Origin of the sequence: Rhodococcus sp. IEGM 1307, from assembly GCF_030056915.1 — a bacterium.
GTDB classification, from domain to species: Bacteria; Actinomycetota; Actinomycetes; order Mycobacteriales; family Mycobacteriaceae; genus Rhodococcus_F; species Rhodococcus_F opacus_D.
This window is the reverse complement of the sequence record NZ_JASHKW010000010.1, coordinates 1-21,109: the sequence shown is the minus strand read 5'-3', so window position 1 is coordinate 21,109 and position 21,109 is coordinate 1. Positions and strand designations below refer to the sequence as shown.

The following is a 21,109-nucleotide window of genomic DNA, read 5'->3' as shown; positions in this document are numbered from 1 at the left end:
CCCGATGGCTTCCCTCGTCCCGCCACCGCTCCGTCGGCGCAACTTCGCCCTCTATTTCACCGGCCAGATCGCCTCCAATACCGGTGTCTGGTTCCAGAACCTGGCATTGAGCCTGTGGATTGTCGAGGAAACCGAGAGCGCCCGCGCACTCGCCCTCGTCACGGTATGCCAGTTCGCACCGATCCTGCTGCTTTCCGCCGTGGCCGGTGCTGCCGCGGACACGTTCCGTCCCCGGTCAATCCTGTTCGTCACCGCGGCACTGTCCTCGCTCGCCGCGGCGATGCTCGCTCTTGCGGCGAGCTCCGGCATCGACCACCTTCCCATCTTGCTCGCAATCGTCGCGTTCTCCGGGGTGGTGCAGGCGTTCGACCGCACGGCGGGCCAAGCATTCCTGTTCGAACTCGTCGGAGCACGTGAACTCGGGGTGGCGGTATCGCTCAATACCGTTGCCCTGTCGGCGGCCCGGTCGATCGGCCCGGGCATCGCCGGCATCGCCTACGCAGTGGCCGGTCCGGCCACGTGTTTCGGCATCAACGCCGCGACCTACGGATTCGTGATCCTGGCGATGTGTTCGATGAACGCGAAGCGGTTCGTGGCGCGTCCCGTTCGACCCGCCGACTCGGACGAAGCGCGCAGTGCCATCGGCACATTACTGGCCGACCGGACGTTGCGGAGACTGTTCGCGACCAACGTCGCGGTGACAGTGCTGGCGATGAATTTCATGGTGGTCGTCACGGCGATGGTGACCATCAGCCTCGACGCCGGTGCCCCGCAGCTCGGTGCCGCGCACGCACTCAATGCGGTCGGCGCGGTCGTGGGTGGACTCGTCGTCTCCACGCTGGCCCAGGTGCGTCTCCGCGTCGTCGCACTCGCCACCATGGTCCTCGGCGGCGCGCTGGCCTGCGCGGCACTGTCTCCCAATATTGTTGTTTTCCTTGTTGTTTCACCCATTATCGGTCTAGGGTTGGGTGCATTCCAAAGCTCGTTGGGCAGTGCCGTCCAGACCCTGAGCCCGTCCCATCTTCTCGGCCGGTCCTCGGCGCTGCTGACCATGAGCAGTGTCGGTGTCGCCCCCGTCGGGGCGATCATCGCCGGTTCGATCGTCGACGGTGCGTCCGCGCGCTGGGCAATGGCCGTCGGAACACTCGCCTGTCTGGTGTGCGGTGCGGTCCTCGCGCGCACGCCGCGCACTACCCGTCCGCGCACTCGCACGGACGACAAGCGTCCTGCCCGAAGCTGACGTTCGGCCGGCTGGACGCGTTCCCGCAACGTCCTCGGAGGAAATGATGTCGAGAATTCGCTGGTTTCTCGCCGGTCTGATCGCAGTTGCCGTCGTGGCCGGCCTGGCGGTGGTCGTGCCACGAATCGGTGAAAGTGGGGAGATTGCAGCAGATTTTGCCGAGTACGCGCCCACCCCGCAGTTCACCGAGCGCACCACCGAGACGTTCTACGTTCCGATGAGCGACGGAACGAAGCTGGCGGTCCTGCTGCACAGGCCGGCCGAAAACGGGCAGGCTGTCGACGGACGGTTCCCGGTGATCTGGCATCACAAGCTCGACATCTATCCGAGCCCGAAGGACGGTGTCGGCCCGAAAGAGGCCGGTTACTCGAACCTCACGTCCATGTCCGACCAGGGCTACGTCGTCGCGCAGGTCGCACGCCGCGGTAACGGGCAGTCGTTCGGGGTGCGCCGCGGATACCACGACCGCGTGGAGGCGCAGGACGCCTATGACGTCACCGAGTGGCTCGCCACCCAACCGTGGTCGAACGGGCAGGTCGGGGTCTACGGCTGCTCGAACACCGGCGATGCTGCCATGCACGCCGTCAGCATGCGTCCGCCACACCTGAAGGCGGCCTTCGCGGGCTGCTTCTCGTGGAACAAGTACGACGCCATGCGCCGAGGCGGCATCGCCGCACAGTGGGGATACGGCCCCACACGCAAGGTAGAGGACGATCTTGCACTGACCCCGGTCTCCGGCGACGACGACAAGACTCTCCTGCGCCAAGCCGCCGAGCAGCACCAACTCTCCACCCCGCTCGCACAGATGTGGGCAGGTATGCCCTACCGCGACGACTACTCGACGCTGGTGGGATCCCGCTTCTGGGCCGAAGGCAGCCTGAGCACCTACGCCGATCAAATCCGGGAGTCACAGGTGCCGCTGTACATCGTCGGCGGCTGGCGCGACGAATTCCGCGACCAGGGCATCGTCACGGCACTGAACACCTCCGGATCGAAGCTGCTGATCGGTCCCTGGCGGCACTGCGAGAACCCTGGTCTGGCACTCGTTCAGGAAGCGCAGCGGTTCTTCGACTTTCACCTCAAGGGCATCGACACCGGCATCGACGAAGCACCCCCGATCCGATACGCCATAGTGGACTCCATCGACGACCCCACCGGTGACATCGGCTGGCGCACAGCCGAATCGTGGCCACCAACCTCGTCCGGGCTCACCGACTTCGCCCTCGGCGGCGACGGCGTCCTGGGTTCCACCGCGCCCGGGACATCGCGATTCACGGTCGACACCGTAGTGGAGTGCCCCGACGCCGGCGAGGGTTCTACCGTCCAGCCCTGCCACGTCCCCGGCGCCGGGGCCTCGTTCGTCGGGGCAGCACTCGAGAAGGACACGGAGGTCACCGGCACCCCGATCGCCGACGTGACCGTGCGCGTTGACCGCGACGACGCCCACATCTTCGCCTACATCGAGGATGTCGCACCGGACGGCACGGTCTCCGTGATCACAGAGGGCCGACTCACCGCATCGCTGCGCGCGGAGACCGAGGCACCGTACGAACTTCCCGCGGAAGTGCCGTTCCACCGGTCGTACCGGGAAGACGCGCAACCGCTCACACCGGGCGAGGCGACCCGGATGCGGTTCGACATCCTCCCGATGTCGTACGTGTTCCGCGCCGGCCACCGCATCCAGGTCACGGTGACCGGTTACGACCACCGCGAGACGATCCCGCTGCCCGATGCACAAGGGTCGACCGTCGAGATCGTGTCCGATCCGAGCTCCCCGTCGCTCGTCCAGCTTCCCGTCGCTCAGTCCTGACCACTTCAGACTTGAAGGAGACAATATGCGCTACAACCATCTACGGGCGGTATCCGCGCTGGCCGGATTGTCAATCTTGGGAGGCCTCGCCCTGACCGGGTGCTCCTCGGCAGAATCTACGGCGTCGGCGGAGGAACCCGCAGCCGCCGCCTCATCGCGGGACGACTACCACGCGACGGTGCGGGAAAGGACGAACGGACTCGACGGGCACACCGTCTACCATCCTGCTGACCTGAGTGCGTTCCCCGACAGCAGTGTGCCCGTCCTCGCGTGGGCCAACGGGGGCTGCCGGACCAGCAACATCGCGGTCACCAGCTTCCTCAGCGGGGTGGCCGCGCAAGGTTACATCGTGATCGCGAACGGTGCGCTCGACGAGTTGCCGGTCGACCAGCTCCCCGATGACACCCTCGCGCGACCGGATCGGCTGACCGATGCCATCGACTGGGCCGTCGACTCCGACGAGGCGGCCGAACAATTGGGCCACAAGGCCGACAGCGACAAGATCGGGGTCATGGGCACGTCCTGCGGCGGCGTCGAGGCGCTCCTGGCCGCGGCGGATCCGCGCGTGAAATCGGTAGCGGGACTGAACACCGGCTTCTTCCCCAATAAGCGATTCGGGTACGAGCGGAACGCGCTAAACGACATCACGGTGCCGACACTGCTGTTCAACGGCGGGCCGGCGGACCAGGCGACGAAAAACAGCGTCGAGAACTTCGACCTGCTCACCGTTCCCACCGTCCTGGTCAGTCAGGAGACCGCCGGGCACAGTGGCCTCACCTACGGGCTCAGCGGCACCGACACCAGCGCGCAGATGATGATTGCCGGCTACGGCATGGTGGCCGACTGGTTCGATTACACCCTGCACAACAGCGAACCGACGAAGAAGCAGTTCGTCGGCACGGACTGCGGATTGTGCACGGAGCCGGGATGGGCAGTGCAGACGAAAAACCTGTAGACGGTGGTGCCGAAGCGTACCGCAATCGACGTCAGGGCTCGAGGCCCGTACCCTCCGCCGGCAATCGCCAACGTGCGGTTCCCGGCAAGGGTCGGTACATCGGAGGGCGGTCGCGCTTGATGACCGACGTGATCGGCGATTTGTAAGCCGACACCGACGCGACCGCTGTGTCTCCGCAGAGCGGGGTGGTGCATCCCGAACGTGCAATGCAAAAGTGTACTGAGCTGCGGTGTCGACTTAGTCGCACGTAATGAATTTCTACGTCACTCACCCCACATACTGGCAGAGACCTACAGGCCCCTCTTCAGCCGTGAGGTGTGCAGACCTCCGGTGACACGACGGTGAGGCAGTCCACTCCCCCGCGCGGCCTCATCGGCGGCTCATGAGAGTCAAGTGTGCGGAACTGCCCGCAGCAAGCCGGATCAGGTGTGATTTGAGGTCCCTCTTGCGTGTGATTACTGGTCAGTCAGTTCGTGGAGCTACCAAGGCCCGCATCATCGCTCGCTATAGGTGAACACCCCTCCGCCCACCCATCCATCCACGTTCGTGACCGGATGGGGCCTCGTCGACGCATCGGTGTCACCGCATGCGACACGCGAGCACAGAAAACTGTCACCTTCTTCATGGACGCCACCGACGGCCCAAACGTCCACGCGAACCGAATCTCGCTGTCCGCGGCCGACGCATCCAACACCGTCGAACTGATCTTCAACGGACACGACGTTCTCCACGCATCAGTCATCCAGGCCCATCTCGGGTGTTTCAGACGTCCGTTCCGGCGCTGAGCTGCGGAGATGACGTGGTCAGCCGTACGACACCCGCGACCGGACCCCAAGGCAGCCCTTGGGCCGTAGAAGCTGGCGCAGGACACCCTCCAAACCGCCCTGCACTGAAGGGTTACCGGTGTGGCGCGGCGGCCTGCCGGGCGACACCCGCGCGCGCGGTTGTGGGGGGGCTGCGCGCGATCCACCCACATGAGACCCGCTCTTAATTGTCTGGTCGGTTCACGAGCTGACCATCTTTGACGACGGCGTCGAGGTAGCGATCCGGTTGAGCCAATACGACTGCGTCCCCGAGGGGATCCGCATCCCAGATGAGCAGGTCGGCGTAGGCGCCGGGTGTGAGAATTCCGATTTTGTCGGGCATTTGGAGCAGACGTGCCGCGACTGTCGTGGCGGAGCGAATGATCTGAGTCGGTGACTGCACCTTGCTGCGGATGCGGAATTCCTCGCTCTGATACTTATGCATGCCTCCCAGGAGGTCTGACCCGAACGCGATGTTCACGTCGGCGTCCGAGGCTCGCCGCAGAGCATCGATACTGCCTTCGAGCACTTCTGCGACCTTCCGCCAACTGGTTTCCGAAAGTCCGTGTTCGCGACCCTCGCGTTCGAGTGCCCAGTAGGTGACCAGAGTGGGCACAAGGTAGGCGTTCAGTTCCTTCAGCAGGACGATGCTGTCATCGTCGAGTAGGTTGCCGTGTTCGACGCAGCGAGCTCCGGCGCGTAGTGCTCGGTTGATGGCGGCCGGGGCGTAGGCGTGGACGGTCACGTATGAGCCGACGGCGGTTGCTTCTGCGACAGCCGCTTCCAGTTCCGGTATCGAATACTGAGTCGAGTTGATGTGGTCGGTCGGCGAGGCGACACCGCCCGATGCCATGAGCTTGATGTGGCTGGCGCCTCGGCGTAGTTCCTCTCTGACCGCCAAGCGGACGTTTTCGACGCCATCGACGACACGACAGGATCCACCGCAGTAGGGATGGTCGTCGGATGCCTGAACTCCTGGGGAGCGCTTGTCGCCGTGGCCGCCGGTCTGGCTCAGTGCCTTTCCTCCGAAGATCAGGCGCGGGCCGCGGATCAGTCCTTCGTCGATCGCGCGTGCGAGACCGAAGTCGGCGCCCCCGACATCGCGGACGGTTGTGAACCCGCGGGCGAGCATGTTTCCGAGGATTTGTGTGGCGCCGGCGGTGACGTAGCTCGGTGGCAGCGTTCTGAGCAACGTGGTGTCGGCGGTGACCGCGGTGGAATGGACGTGGCAGTCCACGAAACCGGGGAGAATCGACCGGCCACGCGCATCGATTACGGCGCAGTCAGGCGGTGGCTCGATGCCTTGAGCCATTTCTACGATCTGTCCGTTCCGGGACAGTAGATCGACCGAGGCGTATCCCGTGCAGTCTTCGGTGAGCACGTTTCCGTTGCGAACGAGCAGGTATGACACCTGTTTCTCCCTTTTCGAGGTGAGGCTGCGCGCCACGATCGGCGCGTGCGGGGCGGTTATCGGACGGGGTATCCGGGTCCGAGGGGAATGCCGAGGATCCACCACATGACAAACAGCAGGACCCAGCCGAGGAACATCGCCATCGCTATCGGGGCGGTCATGGCGGCGAGGGTTCCGATTCCGGCATTCTTGCGGTACTGCTGGACGAATCCCAGGGCCAGGATGAAGTAGACACCCATGGGTGTGACGACGTTTGAGCATGAATCAGCGATGCGATACAGCGCTTGTGTCGTCTGCGGGGGAATGTCGAGGAGCATCAACATCGGCACGAAGATGGGTGCGATCAATGACCACATCGCCGATCCGCTGGTAATGATCAAGTTGATCAAGCTGACGAGGATGAGTAGTCCGGCCGCGATCACCAGGGTGTGCGCATCGGCGGCCTTCAGTAGGCCTGCGCCCTGCACCGCGATGACCTCGCCGATGTGGGTCCATCGAAAGTACGCCAGGAACTGGGACACTGCGAAGAACAACATCACGATCGGCGCGATGTCGCGCAGACCCGCCGTGATCAGCTCGGGTATGTCGCGGCTGGTACGCACCGTTCCCACCGCCATGCCGTAAATGGCACCGGTGACGGCGAACATCAGCGACAACACGACTGCAATCTCGGATACCACTGGGGATTCCAGCAGTGCGCCGCCCTCTCCGCGCAGCGGTGACCCGGACGGGAGCAATGCCAACCCGATCAGCATGAGCAGTATGGCGGTACACACCGCACTGTTACGCAACCCGCGCCGCTGGTCCGCGGTCAGGCCGCGCGCGTTGATTTCGTCCTCGGTCTCGGCAGGCAGGTCGTAACCGTCTTGTTCGACGCGTTTGGCGATGAACAGTTCGACGACCAGCGTGATGATCAGGGCAAGTACTACTGAGGAGGCGAGGGAGAAGTAGTAGTTCGCGACCGGCCCGACTGTGACCGCGGAGTCGATTGTGTGCGCGGCCGCGGTGGTCAGGCCGGACAAGATGACGTCGGTCGGAGTTATCAGTGGGCTGGCATCCGTGCCGGCCGATATCGACACGAACGCGACCACGATACCGAGGATGGGGCTGCGACCAACTGCCCGATACACGATGGCGCCCAACGGAATCAACACGATATATGCAGCATCGGACGCGACATGCGCGATCATGGCGGTGAAGGCCAGCCCGAAAGTGACCATCTTGGGCGGCACCCGCAGCACCGCCGCACGCAGTGCAGTACTCAGGAGTCCGGCTTTGTCCGCGACCGCAACCCCGATCATGATGACCAGCGCGTTTCCCAGAGGCGGGAAGGTCACGAAATTCTCGACGGCAGTGCTCAGCGCCATCGTGATTCCGTCCGACGATGCCAAGCTGCGAACGGCAACCGTGTCTCCGCTCCCGGGCATTGCAACGCTCACCGTGAAGGCAGCAAGCAGGGCAGATGCCGCAGCCAGGACCAGGCTGAGAATCCCGAACAGCCAGAACGGATGTGGAAGCTTATTTCCCACCCGTTCGACAGTGGACATGAACCTCATCAAGGTTCCAGTCATGAGCCCGTCGCGTCGGTCAACAATCTGCACGCTTCCTCCACCCTTTCGAATGCAACAATCAGCAACTTTATCGACCTTTGGAGAAACGTCAACCCTCTGGTAGTCAATTAGTGCATCATTCAGTCATGACAGTCTGGTTGACTGAGTAGGGCATCGACACGCGCTCCACTAAGATCGACGGTGTGCCCGACCACGAACGCCTCGACGAAGGCATCAACGAAACCGACCTGGACCTCATAGCCGCACTGCAGTGGTCACCGCGTGCCGGCGTCCGGGACCTCGCCGAGGTTCTCGGCGTCAGTGCCGCGACGGTCAGCCGACGCCTGAATCGCCTCATCGACAACGGCCACCTCCGGGTGGTCGCCCAGATCAATTGGTCCGCCCTGGACGAGGTACCGCCACGCTATGTGTGGATGTCCGCGGAACCGAAACTGGTTGCGTCGCTGGCGGCCGAAGTCTCGCAGCTGGAGCAGACGCAGTACGTGGCGATCACCACCGGGCCGAGCGACATCTTTGCAATCGTTCAACCGCGAAACCGCGCGGATGGTGCGGATCTGCTGATCGATACACTCAGCGGCCTCGACGGCCTGGTCTCCAGCCGCACCGACACCGTCCTCAAGTCCCACAGAACAGCAGCGGAATGGCGGCTCAATCGACTCAGCCGGGAACAGTGCGATCGTCTCCAAGGCACTCGTGTTTCCGAGACGGTTCAGTCCGCGACACTGACCGAAGAAGCGTGGAGGGTGGCACGCCTCGTGCGACGAAACGGACGGATCGGGGCGACCGAGGTCGCGCGGGCCCTCGACCTTCCGCAGTCGACTGCGTACCGGGTGCTCCTGGGTCTCCTCGACCGGGGAATCGTGACGCCCCGCGTCGAAATCGAACCCGGGCTGATCGGCTTCCCCATCGACGCGCTGATCAATCTGACCGTCCAACTCGGTGAACTCACCACCATCGCCGGAATACTCAGCAAGCATCCCTCGGCACGATCGGTCGCGACGGTGGCGGGAACAGCATCACTGACCTATATCGGAAGCTTCCGTTCCGAGCAGGACGTCGAGCGATTGATAACTGACGACTTGGCTAGCCTGAGTGGAATCAACCACATCGAAGTCTCCATGGTCCAACGAGTCCTCAAGCGGTACTGGATTCGCCGAGACGGGGTGCGACTTCTCGACGATGCCCTGAACTTTCCGTCGGTCAACGATGCCATCGCCGACCCGAGATCGGTCGGCAACCTCGACTGAACAGCACTGCTGCGGCCTTCGCTCGAAGATCGCCGGGAAGGTCCGGCGCCACCGGCATTCGTCCCGCCGAACGCGCGGCCGCGACAGCGGCGACCCGCGAGTAGGTCAAATCTATTGTGCAGCCGACGTTTCCTACTACCCCTGGGCGCGATGACAGATGCGGTGCGGCCGCTGGTGCACGGTCTGGCGTTGATACACCTCGACGGCACGTTCGATGCCCTCGCCGCCGAGCCCGTTGCCGACTGGGTCCGCGCCGCGGTCATGCCATCCTCGCGAATCGGACTCGTTTGCGGCCCCGTCCGCCACACAGCCATGGCCTCACCTACCCCATACCGATTCGAGGCGACGACCAGTCGGTTCGAGGCGACGACCAGTCGGCCGGCACTCACTACGGATCTCCACTCCTCTTCGAACCTATCGAGCTTCGGCGGCGATCCGACCCGGAATTTCGTGCGCGTGCGTCATCGCTGTTGCGGAGCAGATCCCATCGGCCGCCCGGTACTGCGGCCGAGCTGTGGCGATGTCGGTGACGGTGCCGCCGTGGATCACATAACGCAGGTGCCGCTCCGGTGTAGTGAGGACCGCGAGGTCCTGTTCCGGATCGCCGTCCAGCACGAGCAGGTCCGCGAGTGCGCCCGGGGCGAGGGTGCCGATCTCTCGCTCCATACCGAGAAGGCGCGCAGCGGTGCTGGTGGCGCTGCGTATCACATCGATGTTCGGCTGGACGCGCGCACGGATGGTGAACTCGTCGAGTTGGCGTGTCTGCAGGTCACCGAGCAGGTCGCTACCGTAGACCAGGTTCACTCCTGCCCGGTGGGCCTGCTCGAGCGCGGCGACGGCCGCGGTGCGTACCTCGTCGAGCTTTTTCAGTGATCCTGCGGAGAGGCCGGACGCCGCACCGGCCTCGTACATCGCCTCGTAGGTGATGATCGTCGGTACCAGGAAGGCGTCCTGTTCGACGAGCAGACGGATCGACTCGTCGTCGATGAGGTTCCCGTGCTCGACGCATCGCACCCCGGCCTTCAGCGCCTGGTTCACCGCGCGCGGGTGGTAGGCGTGCACCGTGACGTACCGGTTGTGATTCTCGGCCTCCACCACGGCGGCACGTATCTCTTCCGGCGTGTACTGAACTGCTGAAATCTCATCGGTCGGGGACGCGACCCCTCCGGAGACGACGAGCTTGAGATGATGCGCGCCCTTACGGAACTCGTCGCGGGCCGCGTGCCGCACGGCATCGACGCCGTCCGCGATGCGTCCGAAGTCCGGTTTGAGCTGACAGCAGGGCTGCGAGTCGTCGTTGAGAGAGCGGAAGTCGCCGTGCCCACCTGTCTGCGAAAGCGCCTTGCCGCCGAAGATCAGCCGCGGCCCGGGGGCCAGGCCCTCCTGCAAGGCACGTGCCATGCCATGGTCGGCACCACCGACATCGCGCACGGTGGTGAACCCACGACGGAGCATGTCGCCCGCCGACCGCAACGCCCTCACCGTCGCGTAGCCCGGCGTCCATTGAGCGCGATCGGCGGCATCTGTGGAGGTCACCAGGATATGCACGTGGGCGTCGACCAAGCCGGGCATGACGGTGCCCCCGCCCGCATCGATGACTCGAATGTCACCGGCCGTTGCCGGGGCTTGCCCCGCACCGCTGGCGGCGATCCGCCCGTCGGCGATGTCGATCCACACATTCTTCTGACGCTCTCCCGTCGAGGGTTCGAGCGTGTGGGCGTTTACTACCCGAGTGCGCATGGCGTCTCCTTGAAAGTTCTCGATAGTTGACGCGGCGGCAAGGAAGCGGTCCTCAGCCGCCGCTCGATGGGTGTCAGTGGACGGCGGGCACGTCGAGGCTGCGGCCCGAGGTGCGTGCGCCGAAGGCCACCACCACGGCTACGGCCAGGACCAGGGCGCCCACCAGGACCAGGAACACGTTGATCCATCCAATGCGCGCGAAAAGGTAGCCGATAGCGATCGGTGCGGTGATCGCTCCGAGACGGCCCACGGCCGAGGCTGTGCCCATGGCCGTGGCACGCACCGCGGTCGGATAGAGCTCCGCGGTGTACGTGTAGTACACGCCAGCCGCCCCATTCGTGAACGCCGCCAGCAGGGCGGAACCGAGCACGAGGACCGGCGTGGTGTCGGCGAAAGCCACGACGATCGCACCGCTCGTCGCTCCGAGTGCGTAGACGGCGAGGAGCCACTTCCGCTCCATCCGATCGATCAGCACGCTGGCGACGTAGTAGCCGGGAATCTGTGCGAGAGAGGTGACGAGAGCGATGAGGAAGGAATTCGTCAGCGTGATTCCCTTCTCCAGCACCAGAAGCGAGGGAAGCCACGAGGAGAATCCGTAGTTGACTCCGATCAGAATGAACCACAGCAGCCAGATCATGATCGTCGTGCGGGCTAATCCTCCTGTCCACAATCCGGCCAGCGGAGCGAGCACACCCCGCTGCGGGGCAACCGGGGGCGATGCGAATGCAGCACCCTTCGCGGTGTCGACGGTGACCGGTGGAGCCCCCGCCGGCGTGACGCCGGATTCGCGTTCCATCTTCTCGACCACGTCGGCCGCCTCCTCGATCCGGCCTTTGGCCAGCAGGTAGCGGGGCGATTCGGGGAGCTTGCGTCGCCACCACAGCAGCAGGACCACCGGAAGCGCACAGAGGACCGCGGCGATCCGCCATCCCACCGCGGGGTGGGGAGAGATGACCAACGGAGCGACCAATCCGGCGAGGACGTAGCCGAACGCGAGGAACCCGACGGTCCTGGTGACGAACTTGCCGCGGACACGAGCGGGGAGGAACTCGGAGATGTAAGGGGCGATGAGCGCGGTCTCCGCCCCGATTCCGATACCGGCAAGCGCACGCCAGATGAACAGCTCCGGCAGGGAGGTCGCGGTGCCCATCAGCAGGCTGCACGCGCAGAAGATGAGCAGCGACGTCATCATCAACTTCCGTCGACCGAAGCGGTCGGCGAGAACACCGGCAACCAGCGCGCCGACCAGATACCCGAAGAAGATCGACGACAACAGCCATCCGCCGACCTCGGCGGGGATGTGCCAGATGATGATGAGCGCGGAGAGCGCGTAGCCCATGAGGGCGCCGTCGAACGAGTCGAAGGTGTAGCCGAGGCCGCCCATCAACATCAGACGCCGGTGAGGTTTCCCGGGTTCCAGATCATCCAGTCGCGCCAGGAGGGCAGCGTTTTGCGTTTCTGTCGCACCCGCAGAGGTGGTCATGTCGATCTCCGTTCACCGTCGTTGCGGCGCAACATTAGATGCATGACGGTGATCTGTGCAACACTTTGTTTCATGAGCGTGCTCACGATCCTCACCCTTCACGTGCCCCGGGAACGCAGCGGCGACGTCGTCCGCTACTACGCGAGGGCTCGCATACTCGAGGAGTCAGGAGCCGTATCGGCCCAGCTCTGCGTGACATCGGACGATCCCGGCACCGTGGTCGTCGTCGCGCGATGGCCTGATACGTCCGCGTACGAGGCCTGGCAGGCAGCCCCCGCACGATCAGAGTTCTCGCAAGGAATCCTGGACGCTGCGGGTGATAGCGTGACAGCGACCAGCGAGGTGTTTCAGGTCGCCATCGACACTTGAAAGCCCATGTCGTAGATCCAGTGGAAGAGGCGCTCCGAGGTGACGGTTGGGACGATGCTCGCGCAACGGACGGAACGTGCAACCCTGGGGGCTCAGGCAGACCGGGTCCTCCAGGTTCTCGCGCAAATGCCGCAGTTCGCCTCCTACGCGTCCGCGCGCGAAGTCGCCGAGCGCGCCGGGGTGAATGTCTCCACCGTCGTGCGGACCGCCCAACAACTCGAATTCGAGGGGTGGAGCGACCTCAAGAAGGCGCTCCGCGCCGAATACCTCACCTCACTCGTCACAACGAGCCCCGAGCGCCCCATGTCAACTGATGCCGCCGCGCAAATGCTGAGGCAGGACGCGGCAAACCTCGCCACCGCCTCGTCCGCGGCCAACATCGCTGCCATCAAAAGCGTCGCTGAGGCGATCAACGCGGCTCGCCGCATCGTCGTGATCACCACCGGATCCGGGGCAGGCCCCGCTCAGGTCCTCAGTTACCTGGCATCCATCTACGGATATGACATCCACGTCGCGGCAGGCCCCGCAACGTCGCAGGCAGTATCGGTGTCGCAGATGGACGAACGTGACTGCCTCATCGTCATCAACGTGTGGCGCCTCACTCGTGCACTGCGTGGACTGACCCGACTTGGACGCGAGAGGGGCGCGTCCATCGCCGTTCTCACCGACCTGCACTCGTCTCCCCTCAATGCGTACGCCGACCACGTCGTGATCACCCCGATCGAAGGCATCAACGCGACCCCGTCGCTGACAGCCATGGTCGCTGTCGTGCATGCCATCCTCGCCCAGCTCGAAAGCTCCGGTGCACGCTCCTCGGTCGGACGCATCGAACAGGCCTGGGAAACTCTCGACCTCATGGACGATCACCCCTAGGGCGCCGCACGCAATTCACCTCAGCCATCAACCATTTCGACCATGGTGGTTGACGGCCTGCCCACCTTCGAGTCCCAGACCTTTCGGCAAACCTGCGGGAAAGAACGGTCTCGACGCCGGTCTGATGAGGGCTGGGCAGCGAGTTTTCACGTACCTCTTGCGATCCGTCGCAGCCGCCGATCACCGCGGACGTGATCCGAGCCCTGCGGTCCACCACCCCGGCCACCGTGACGCCGCCACGTCGTCGGCGTCGCAGCCGTCTTCCTCGCCTCGGCCGCATCCTCCTACGTCACCGGCACCGCCCTGTCGGTCGACGGTGGATGGCTGTCCCGATAACACCGCGACCACCACTCGGAGGATATCCCGCGGCATCGACCCTGCAGAAGCATCCCCTGGACCCCGCCGACACGGAGTTGGTCGCGTCGGCTTCGAATCTTGGGAGAGCTCTGCCTGAACTCGACGGCACCACCAAATCTTCCCTGCGCACATCGAATCGTCACGCTGATGAACGACAACGAGATAGCGGTCGAAGGCATCGCGCCATTCGAGGCCAAGCCCGCGAAGACCGGTCTCCATCTGCCATTCGGCTCGCAAACCAATCATATCGACGCGTGCCTCGGCGTGTTCTGTCCCGGCGTGCCGAGGTTCATCGGCAACACTGGAAATTCTGTTGTGGTTGAGTACATCTGGCTGAGGATGGATGGCGCCTTCGGCACCGTGAAGGTCAACGGGTCGCTCAGGGCGAGAGGATGGTCGCCACCCACAACGTGGTGAGATGATGCCGACGGTTCATGACGCCGCACGGTGGCGGGATCGGCCCCACGTATCGGCAGTTCCGCTTCTCCCCATATTTCGCGCTGGCCCAACGAGACTGCCGATACCAACCTCTTCATGGCTGGTGAGGTGTTCGCCAACCTCGACGCTTTCGGGAAGTTCTGAAGAACCCAAATCCGTTCGAGTGTGTCCCGGATCGAAGTTCGATGACGAGACCCCCGGGGGGGAACCCCGTTCGCCTCGGCCACTGCGATTCCCGGCGTCGGGGTCAACCTCGGCGGATCGGCGCAGGCGGTCACCCGATGGCCGAGAACGGCAGCTCCCTCCGCCAGCTCACCTCTGCGCGGTCGATCACAGCCCGTTCTACCTGTGGATCACTGGAAGTAGGACGCATAGTCGCTGAAAGGAACCTGGCCGGTGGGGCTCGAGTGTATTGCGTCGGCGACCGGCGACGGGATGGGAGTCCAGTGGGCAGGCATCGCGGCCGCCAGGGAAGGATTCAATATGTAGAGCAGGGCAAAATTCACTATCCAGAGCGGCGGCGCCATCGACATGCCTACCTCCGAACTCACACCCCCCTTGGTGTTCGTCACCAGTTGAGCTGCGCCCGAAATCTGTTGCGCTGCGAAGCCGTAGACCGCTTGCACCGTGTACGCCGACCGGTAGAGCGCTATCAAGGTTCCTGTCGCATCGTTGTTCCTCAACCAGGTGCCCACGAACCCACCGGGAGCGATCAACGAGTTCACCTGCCTTGTCGGGGCGTCCGCGTTGGCCGGACTCTCCAGCAGTCCGCTGGTGTTCACGTAGAGCCCGTAGCTGGCCAGAACCGACGGTGTGGGGTGGCCATCGACGTTGGAATACACGGGACGGCCGTTCGTGTTGGTGAGGATCTGGGCGCATGCATCGATCACCTCGGCGGCTTCGCGGCTGCCGCCGACTCCGCCGCCGCTGAGGAGGTCGCGATACTGCTGTTCGGATAACGCGTCGGCCCTGGTGAGCCCCACCTGGCCGGCAATCTCGTCCGCCGCTTGCTGACCGAGTGGCTGGTTGAGCTGCCCAGGGTTGGTCACCTGCGTCGGAGCCAGGCTCTCGTAGCCGGGTGCCCCGGCGAAGGGGATCGCGAACCCGGTGTCGACGGTGTCTGCCGCTGCCGGGTCTGCGCTGGCTGTCTGGGTCGCCGTCAGGGAGAAAATGCACACTCCCACCAGTGCCAGTACCGAGATGGTCCTGCGAGGGGAGGTTGCTCCGCGTCGATGGCCCGGACCCGCTAACCCTGTGCCGCGCATACGTCAACCTCCCGGAACACCATCGGGCGAGCCCACACCAGCTTGCGTTCCAGTCAAGCGCCGTGATCAATGCCGTGTCAATCCCTCCCGACTACGAGTCCTTCACCTCGGTCTCGATGACCCGAGTGCCGCCATCAAGGGCGGCGATCACGTTCGGAATATTGACCCTGACGAGCTTTCGACGAACCTCGACCGCGTCGTTGTTTCGCATCCCTCGATCGAACCATTGCAATCGGCTGCAACGTATATTGCGCACGTCATATCTCCCTACATTCATGACCCGGGTTACACGAGGCACGAACCGTTCCGACGCCGCGGCGCGATCGGAGCGGGCTCGACGTAGCCGGCGACAACGGACAAACCAAGGGAGTGCAATGGCGCTGAACAAGAACTCGCTACTGAGCGCGTATCGGAAGATGTCCGAGATCCGAGCGTTCGAAGACCGCCTACACGAAGAGAACGCCACCGGCGACATCCCCGGCTTCATTCACCTGTACTCCGGTCAGGAAGCCATTGCCGTCGGCGTGTGCGAGAACCTGCAGGACACCGATTACATCGGATCCACCCACCGCGGCCACGGGCACTGCATCGCCAAGGGGTGCGACCTCCACGGGATGATGGCGGAGATCTTCGGCAAGGACGACGGCCTCTGCCACGGCAAGGGCGGTTCCATGCACATCGCCGACCTGTCCGTGGGCATGCTGGGCGCGAACGCCATCGTCGGCGGGGCACCCTCCCTGGCCATCGGCGCGGCGCTCAGCGCGAAGACACTCCGAAACGGCGGCGTCGCGGCGTCGTTCACCGGCGACGGCGGTTCCAACCAGGGAACCGTCTTCGAAGCCATGAACATGGCTGTCGTGCTCGACCTTCCCATCATCTTCGTCACCGAGAACAACGGATTCGGTGAGGCCACCGGACGGGACTACGCCGTCGGCGCACCCAGCATCGCCTCCCGCGCGGCATCCTTCGGCATGCCCGCCGTCACCGTCGACGGGACCGATTTCTTCGCCGTGTACGAGGCGACCCGTGAGGCCGTCGAGCGTGCCCGGATGGGAGGCGGACCCACGTCGATCGAGGCGATCGCGTACCGCTGGCACGGACACTTCGAAGGTGACGCGCAGCTGTACCGCACCGCGGATCAGGTCGCGGAACTGCGCAAGACGAAAGACCCGCTGCTGAACTTCCGCAATCACCCGGACAGCAGGAAGGTGTCCGCGAAGGAACTCGACGCGATCGATTCCGACGCACGAGCCCGCGTGGACGACGCCGTCGCGAAGGCCCGAACAGCCGAGTATCCGCCGTTGGCAAACCTTCTGACCGACGTCTACGTGTCGTACTGAGAGTGAGAACAGAAATGACAACGTCGAAGACGACGTACCGCGAAGCAATCAAGGCCGCGCTCGCCCAGGAGATGGAACGCGATGCGACGGTAGTGCAGATCGGTGAGGATCTGCGTGGTGGTCAGGCGGGGACCAACCCGGAACTCGAGTCCGGGAAGCTCGAGGCGTTCGGTGGTGTGCTGGGTGTGACCAAGGGTTTGTGGACCGAATTCGGTTCCGACCGGGTCATCGACACCCCGATCACCGAGTCCGCGATCATCGGCATGGCGGCCGGCGCCGCGTTGACCGGGCTGCGTCCGGTCGCCGAACTGATGTTCATGGACTTCTTCGGGGTCTGCTACGACGCCCTCTACAACCAGGCCGCGAAGTTCCGCTACATGTTCGGCGGGAAGGCCCGCACCCCACTCGTGGTGCGCGGCATGATCGGCGCCGGATTCTCGGCGGCGGCGCAGCATTCGCAGTCCCCGTACAACGTGTTCGCCGCGGTCCCCGGCCTCAAGGTGGTGGCCCCGTCCAACGCGTACGACGCCAAAGGCCTTCTCATCCAATCCATTCGCGATGACGACCCGGTGGTGTTCTGCGAGCACAAGACGCTGTACGACCTCAAGGGCGAGGTGCCCGACGAGCCGTACACCATCCCGTTCGGCGTAGCCAACTACACCCGGGAGGGCACGGACGTCACCATCATCGCGCTCTCGGCCATGGTGAATGCCGCCAACACGGCCGCCGACAAACTTGCCACGGAGGGCATCTCCGTCGAAGTGGTCGACCCGCGGACCGTCTCACCCCTCGACGAGGAGGGCATCCTCGAATCCGTCGCGTCCACCGGGCGGGTGGTGATCGTCGACGAGTCCGCGGCACGATGCGGATTCGGCCACGACGTCGCAGCGCTGATCGCCACCAAGGCGTTCGGCTCGCTGAAGGCACCGATCGAACTGGTCACCCCACCGCACACCCCGGTGCCGTTCTCCCCCGTGCTCGAACAGGCATGGCTTCCCGACGCGGCACGCATCGAGGCCGCGGTACGCAAGGTGGTGACCGCCTGACCATGAGTGACATCAAACTGATCGAAGTTCCCAAATGGGGCCTGTCCATGGACGAGGGCACCGTCACCGAGTGGTTGATCGACGAAGGAACGTCCTTCTCGAAGGGTGATCTGATCTGCGAGATCGAGACCAGCAAGATCACCAACGAGTTGGAGGCGCCGTTCGACGGAGCGCTGCGGCGCATCGTCGCCAAGCCCGGTGCCACGTTGCCGGTGGGTGCGGTCCTGGCCGTGTCGGCCGACGCGGCCGTCTCCGACGCCGAGATCGAGGAGTTCCTGACCGGCCTCGGAACGGATCACGTCTCCGCATCCGAGCCCGAGCGGTCACCGGGTGGACAGCTCATCCCCGAGGAACCGTGCGTGACATCCACACGGTCGACACCGGCGGCGCAGGAGTCGACGAGGACTCCCGGCACCACCACCGTCCCGGATTCGCTACGGGGACAGACGAAGGGTGACGTGTTCGCGACACCACACTCCCGCCGATTGGCAGGTGAGTTGTCGATCGACCTGGGCCGTGTGACCGGGACCGGCCGCGAGGGCCGGATCTCCGTCGCGGACGTCCACGACGCGATTCGGTCGGCGGGTGGAACCGTCGCGGAAGCACCGTCTCCGACCCGATCGGGTGTGCCCGGACGCTCGTCCGAGGACGACGGCGGTGTCGACGCGACACCGGTGGCGCGTCGACTGGCGAAGTCCCTCGGCATCAATCTGCACGATTGCCGGGCCACCGGTTCGCGGGGACGCGTCTGCGAGGCGGACGTCCGGGAAGCCGAACGGACGTTCCGGCTGCTTCCCGATCCGGTGGCGGCGTCCACTGGCGCAGCGGACGCCCCGCAGCACGCGGCACCCGAGTTCGAGACGATCCCGTTCAACTCGATGCGCAAGGCGATCGGGCAGCGTCTGCAGGAATCGAAGCGCAACGCTCCGCACTTCCGCCTCACCGTGGACCTCGAGATCGACAATCTCCTCGCACTGCGCAAGGAGATCAACGCGACCGTGCCCTCGGTCAAGCTGTCGGTCAACGACTTCGTCGTCAAGGCGTGCGCGGCGGCGCTGCGCAAGGTACCCGACGTCAACGTCCAGTTCGACGAAGCGGCCCAGTCGGTGCTGAGATTCTCCGCCGCCGACATCTCGGTGGCCGTCGCCTTACCGTCGGGACTGATCACGCCCATCGTTCACGGAGCCGAGAGCAAGAGCCTCGCCGAGATCTCCCATGAGGTCCACACATTGGTGACGAAAGCCAAGACCGGCAAGCTGACCCCCGAGGAGTTCCAGGGCGGCACGTTCACCATCTCGAACCTCGGCATGTTCGGTGTGCGCGAATTCGACGCGATCATCAACCCACCGCAGGGCGCAATCCTCGCCGTCGGTGCGGGGCAGCAACGGCCGGTCGTCGTCGACGGCCGGGTGGAAGCCCGCACTGTGCTGACCGTGACCCTCTCGTGCGACCACCGGGTGATCGACGGCGCCCTCGGCGCGACGTTCCTGCAGGAACTGCGGCGCCTCGTCGAGTCACCCGCGTTGATGCTGGTCTAGGGAGTATTGATGACTGACAAATACGACGTCCTGGTGATCGGAAGCGGCCCCGGCGGCTACGTCGCCGCCATCCGTGCCGCGCAGCACGGACTCCGCACCGCGGTGATCGAACGGGACCGGCTCGGCGGTATCTGCCTCAACTGGGGGTGCATTCCCACCAAGGCGCTTCTCCACGGCGCCGACGTGGCCCACACGCTGGCGAATCTGCGTCCCCTCGGATTCTCCACCAGCGGTGTGGAATTCGACATGGCGCAACTGGTCGAATTCAGCCGTGGGGTGTCGGGCCGATTGTCCGACGGCATCGGATATCTGATGAAGAAGAACGGTATCGACGTGATCACCGGCACCGCACGCCTGACCGGAAAGGGCGTGGTGGGGGTTCGCGAGGGCGGCCCGGACTCGGCGTCGCCGCTCACCGAGTACCGGGCCGACCACATCATCCTGGCCACGGGTGCGCGCCCGCGGTCGGTGCCCGGGGTGACACCGGACGGCGACCGGGTCTGGACCTACTTCGACGCGCTGGTTCCCCCGGAGCTTCCGAAGTCGTTGCTGGTCATTGGCTCCGGCGCCATCGGCGTCGAGTTCGCCAGCCTCTACCGCGATCTGGGCAGCGAGGTCACGCTCGTCGAGCTGGCACCGCAGATCATGCCCGTCGAGGACGCCGCGGTGGCCGGTCACGTGCGCCGGCAGTTCGAGAAGCGCGGGATCGCCATCCACACCGGCGCCTCGGTATCCGAACTCACGGTCGACGAGGACTCCGTAACCGTGACGGTGAGATCGGCGGACGGGACCCTCGGACAGCACGTCGTGGACCGGGTCCTGGTCGCCGCCGGCATCCAGGGCAACGTCGAGAATCTCGGACTCGAGGACCTCGGCGTCGACGTCGACCGCGGCTTCGTCACCACCGACCAGTGGTGCCGCACCACCGCATTCGGGATCTACGCCATCGGAGACGTCGCCGGCGCCCCGTGCCTCGCCCACAAGGCCGGCCACGAAGGCGTGCTGTGTGTCGACAAGCTGGCGGGCGCCCCGCACGTGACCCCGCTGGACAAGGACTATGTGCCCGGATGCACGTACGCCCGGCCCCAGGTTGCCAGCCTCGGCCTCACCGAGGACCAGGCGCGGGCGACCGGTCGTTCCCTGCAGATCGGGCAGTTCGATCTGCAGGCCTCCGGCAAGGCGCTCGCCATCGGTGAAGCGGACGGGTTCGTCAAGACCATCTTCGACGCCGACAGCGGGGAGCTACTGGGCGCCCACATGGTCGGTCCCGATGTCACCGAGCAGATCCAGGGCTTCGGCATCGCCCGATCCCTGGAGGCCACCGGTGACGATCTCGCGGAAGTGATCTTCGCGCACCCCACGCTGTCCGAGGCCATGCACGAATCTGTCCTGGCCGCGCTGGGTCGTCCGATCAACATGTAGCAATCCCGCCGAACCGTGGTCACCCTCCGGCACCACGGTTCGGCGGAACCACCCCCAGGAATCGACACGTGACTGCCACACCAGGACCATCGTCCGACGCCCCACAGGCCCCGCCCGGCCGCAAGCTGCTCCGCCTCGAGATCCGGAATGCGGAGACTCCGATCGAACGCAAACCGAACTGGATCAAGACGAGAGCGAAGA

The 21,109-nt window shown here is 64.9% G+C and carries 16 protein-coding genes and 2 pseudogenes; 13 read left to right on the top strand and 5 right to left on the bottom strand.

Annotation, left to right across the window (positions count from 1 at the left end; all coding sequences use genetic code 11):
- The first annotated feature begins 4 nt into the window (after nt 1-4).
- From QM841_RS20650 to QM841_RS20640, 3 genes are read left to right on the top strand one after another with little or no spacing between them, the layout of a single operon-like run.
- Nucleotides 5-1,240, top strand: a complete 1,236-nt coding sequence (locus tag QM841_RS20650) for an MFS transporter (RefSeq protein WP_283333373.1) — start codon at nt 5-7, stop codon at nt 1,238-1,240.
- A 43-nt stretch (nt 1,241-1,283) separates the two neighbouring features.
- Nucleotides 1,284-3,050, top strand: coding sequence for a CocE/NonD family hydrolase (locus tag QM841_RS20645; RefSeq protein ID WP_283333372.1), 1,767 nt, complete (start codon nt 1,284-1,286; stop codon nt 3,048-3,050).
- 25 nt (nt 3,051-3,075) lie between these two features.
- Nucleotides 3,076-4,005, top strand: coding sequence for a poly(ethylene terephthalate) hydrolase family protein (locus tag QM841_RS20640; RefSeq protein WP_283333371.1), 930 nt, complete (start codon nt 3,076-3,078; stop codon nt 4,003-4,005).
- A 987-nt stretch (nt 4,006-4,992) separates the two neighbouring features.
- On the opposite strand, the gene QM841_RS20635 is transcribed toward QM841_RS20640, so the two are convergent.
- Nucleotides 4,993-6,219, bottom strand: coding sequence for a metal-dependent hydrolase family protein (locus tag QM841_RS20635; RefSeq protein ID WP_283333370.1), 1,227 nt, complete (start codon nt 6,217-6,219; stop codon nt 4,993-4,995).
- A gap of 56 nt (nt 6,220-6,275) precedes the next feature.
- Complete coding sequence (locus QM841_RS20630; protein WP_283333369.1) at nt 6,276-7,766, bottom strand: AbgT family transporter; 1,491 nt, start codon at nt 7,764-7,766, stop codon at nt 6,276-6,278.
- A gap of 206 nt (nt 7,767-7,972) precedes the next feature.
- On the opposite strand from QM841_RS20630, the gene QM841_RS20625 reads away from it, so the two are divergent.
- On the top strand, nt 7,973-9,037 hold the full coding sequence (locus QM841_RS20625) for an Lrp/AsnC family transcriptional regulator (RefSeq protein WP_283333368.1): 1,065 nt from the start codon (nt 7,973-7,975) through the stop codon (nt 9,035-9,037).
- Between the two features lie 414 nt (nt 9,038-9,451).
- Here the strand turns inward: QM841_RS20625 and QM841_RS20620 are convergent, their stop codons facing one another.
- Both QM841_RS20620 and QM841_RS20615 read right to left on the bottom strand, forming a co-directional pair.
- A complete protein-coding gene (locus QM841_RS20620; RefSeq protein WP_283333367.1) occupies nt 9,452-10,777 on the bottom strand; it encodes a metal-dependent hydrolase family protein in 1,326 nt (441 codons plus the stop codon).
- A 73-nt stretch (nt 10,778-10,850) separates the two neighbouring features.
- Nucleotides 10,851-12,260, bottom strand: coding sequence for an MFS transporter (locus QM841_RS20615; protein WP_283333366.1), 1,410 nt, complete (start codon nt 12,258-12,260; stop codon nt 10,851-10,853).
- 72 nt (nt 12,261-12,332) lie between these two features.
- Here QM841_RS20615 and QM841_RS20610 point away from each other — a divergent pair, with 72 nt between their 5' ends.
- The 4 genes and pseudogenes from QM841_RS20610 to QM841_RS20595 all read left to right on the top strand — a co-directional run bounded on the left by QM841_RS20610 (nt 12,333) and on the right by QM841_RS20595 (nt 14,276).
- Nucleotides 12,333-12,629, top strand: a complete 297-nt coding sequence (locus QM841_RS20610; RefSeq protein WP_283333365.1) for a putative quinol monooxygenase — start codon at nt 12,333-12,335, stop codon at nt 12,627-12,629.
- A 39-nt stretch (nt 12,630-12,668) separates the two neighbouring features.
- Nucleotides 12,669-13,502, top strand: a complete 834-nt coding sequence (locus tag QM841_RS20605; RefSeq protein ID WP_283333364.1) for a MurR/RpiR family transcriptional regulator — start codon at nt 12,669-12,671, stop codon at nt 13,500-13,502.
- Nucleotides 13,503-13,757: 255 nt separating this feature from the next.
- A pseudogene (locus QM841_RS20600) lies at nt 13,758-13,838 on the top strand (SDR family oxidoreductase); the annotation flags it as partial.
- 168 nt (nt 13,839-14,006) lie between these two features.
- Nucleotides 14,007-14,276: a hypothetical protein gene (locus QM841_RS20595; RefSeq protein WP_283333363.1), complete on the top strand. Its 270-nt coding sequence runs from the start codon at nt 14,007-14,009 to the stop codon at nt 14,274-14,276.
- Between the two features lie 374 nt (nt 14,277-14,650).
- On the opposite strand, the gene QM841_RS20590 is transcribed toward QM841_RS20595, so the two are convergent.
- Nucleotides 14,651-15,562: a hypothetical protein gene (locus QM841_RS20590; protein WP_283333362.1), complete on the bottom strand. Its 912-nt coding sequence runs from the start codon at nt 15,560-15,562 to the stop codon at nt 14,651-14,653.
- Between the two features lie 374 nt (nt 15,563-15,936).
- Here QM841_RS20590 and QM841_RS20585 point away from each other — a divergent pair, with 374 nt between their 5' ends.
- From QM841_RS20585 to QM841_RS20565, 5 genes and pseudogenes are all read left to right on the top strand, one after another.
- Nucleotides 15,937-16,902, top strand: coding sequence for a thiamine pyrophosphate-dependent dehydrogenase E1 component subunit alpha (locus QM841_RS20585; RefSeq protein ID WP_283333361.1), 966 nt, complete (start codon nt 15,937-15,939; stop codon nt 16,900-16,902).
- Between the two features lie 14 nt (nt 16,903-16,916).
- Nucleotides 16,917-17,948: an alpha-ketoacid dehydrogenase subunit beta gene (locus tag QM841_RS20580; RefSeq protein WP_105423492.1), complete on the top strand. Its 1,032-nt coding sequence runs from the start codon at nt 16,917-16,919 to the stop codon at nt 17,946-17,948.
- A 2-nt stretch (nt 17,949-17,950) separates the two neighbouring features.
- Entirely contained in the window at nt 17,951-19,486 is a 1,536-nt protein-coding gene (locus QM841_RS20575) for a dihydrolipoamide acetyltransferase family protein (RefSeq protein WP_283333360.1), read from the top strand.
- Between the two features lie 9 nt (nt 19,487-19,495).
- The gene (gene lpdA, locus QM841_RS20570) at nt 19,496-20,908 is read left to right on the top strand and encodes a dihydrolipoyl dehydrogenase (protein WP_283333359.1); all 1,413 of its coding nucleotides are present in this window, start codon (nt 19,496-19,498) and stop codon (nt 20,906-20,908) included.
- A 68-nt stretch (nt 20,909-20,976) separates the two neighbouring features.
- Nucleotides 20,977-21,109: pseudogene (locus QM841_RS20565) on the top strand (lipoyl synthase); the annotation flags it as partial.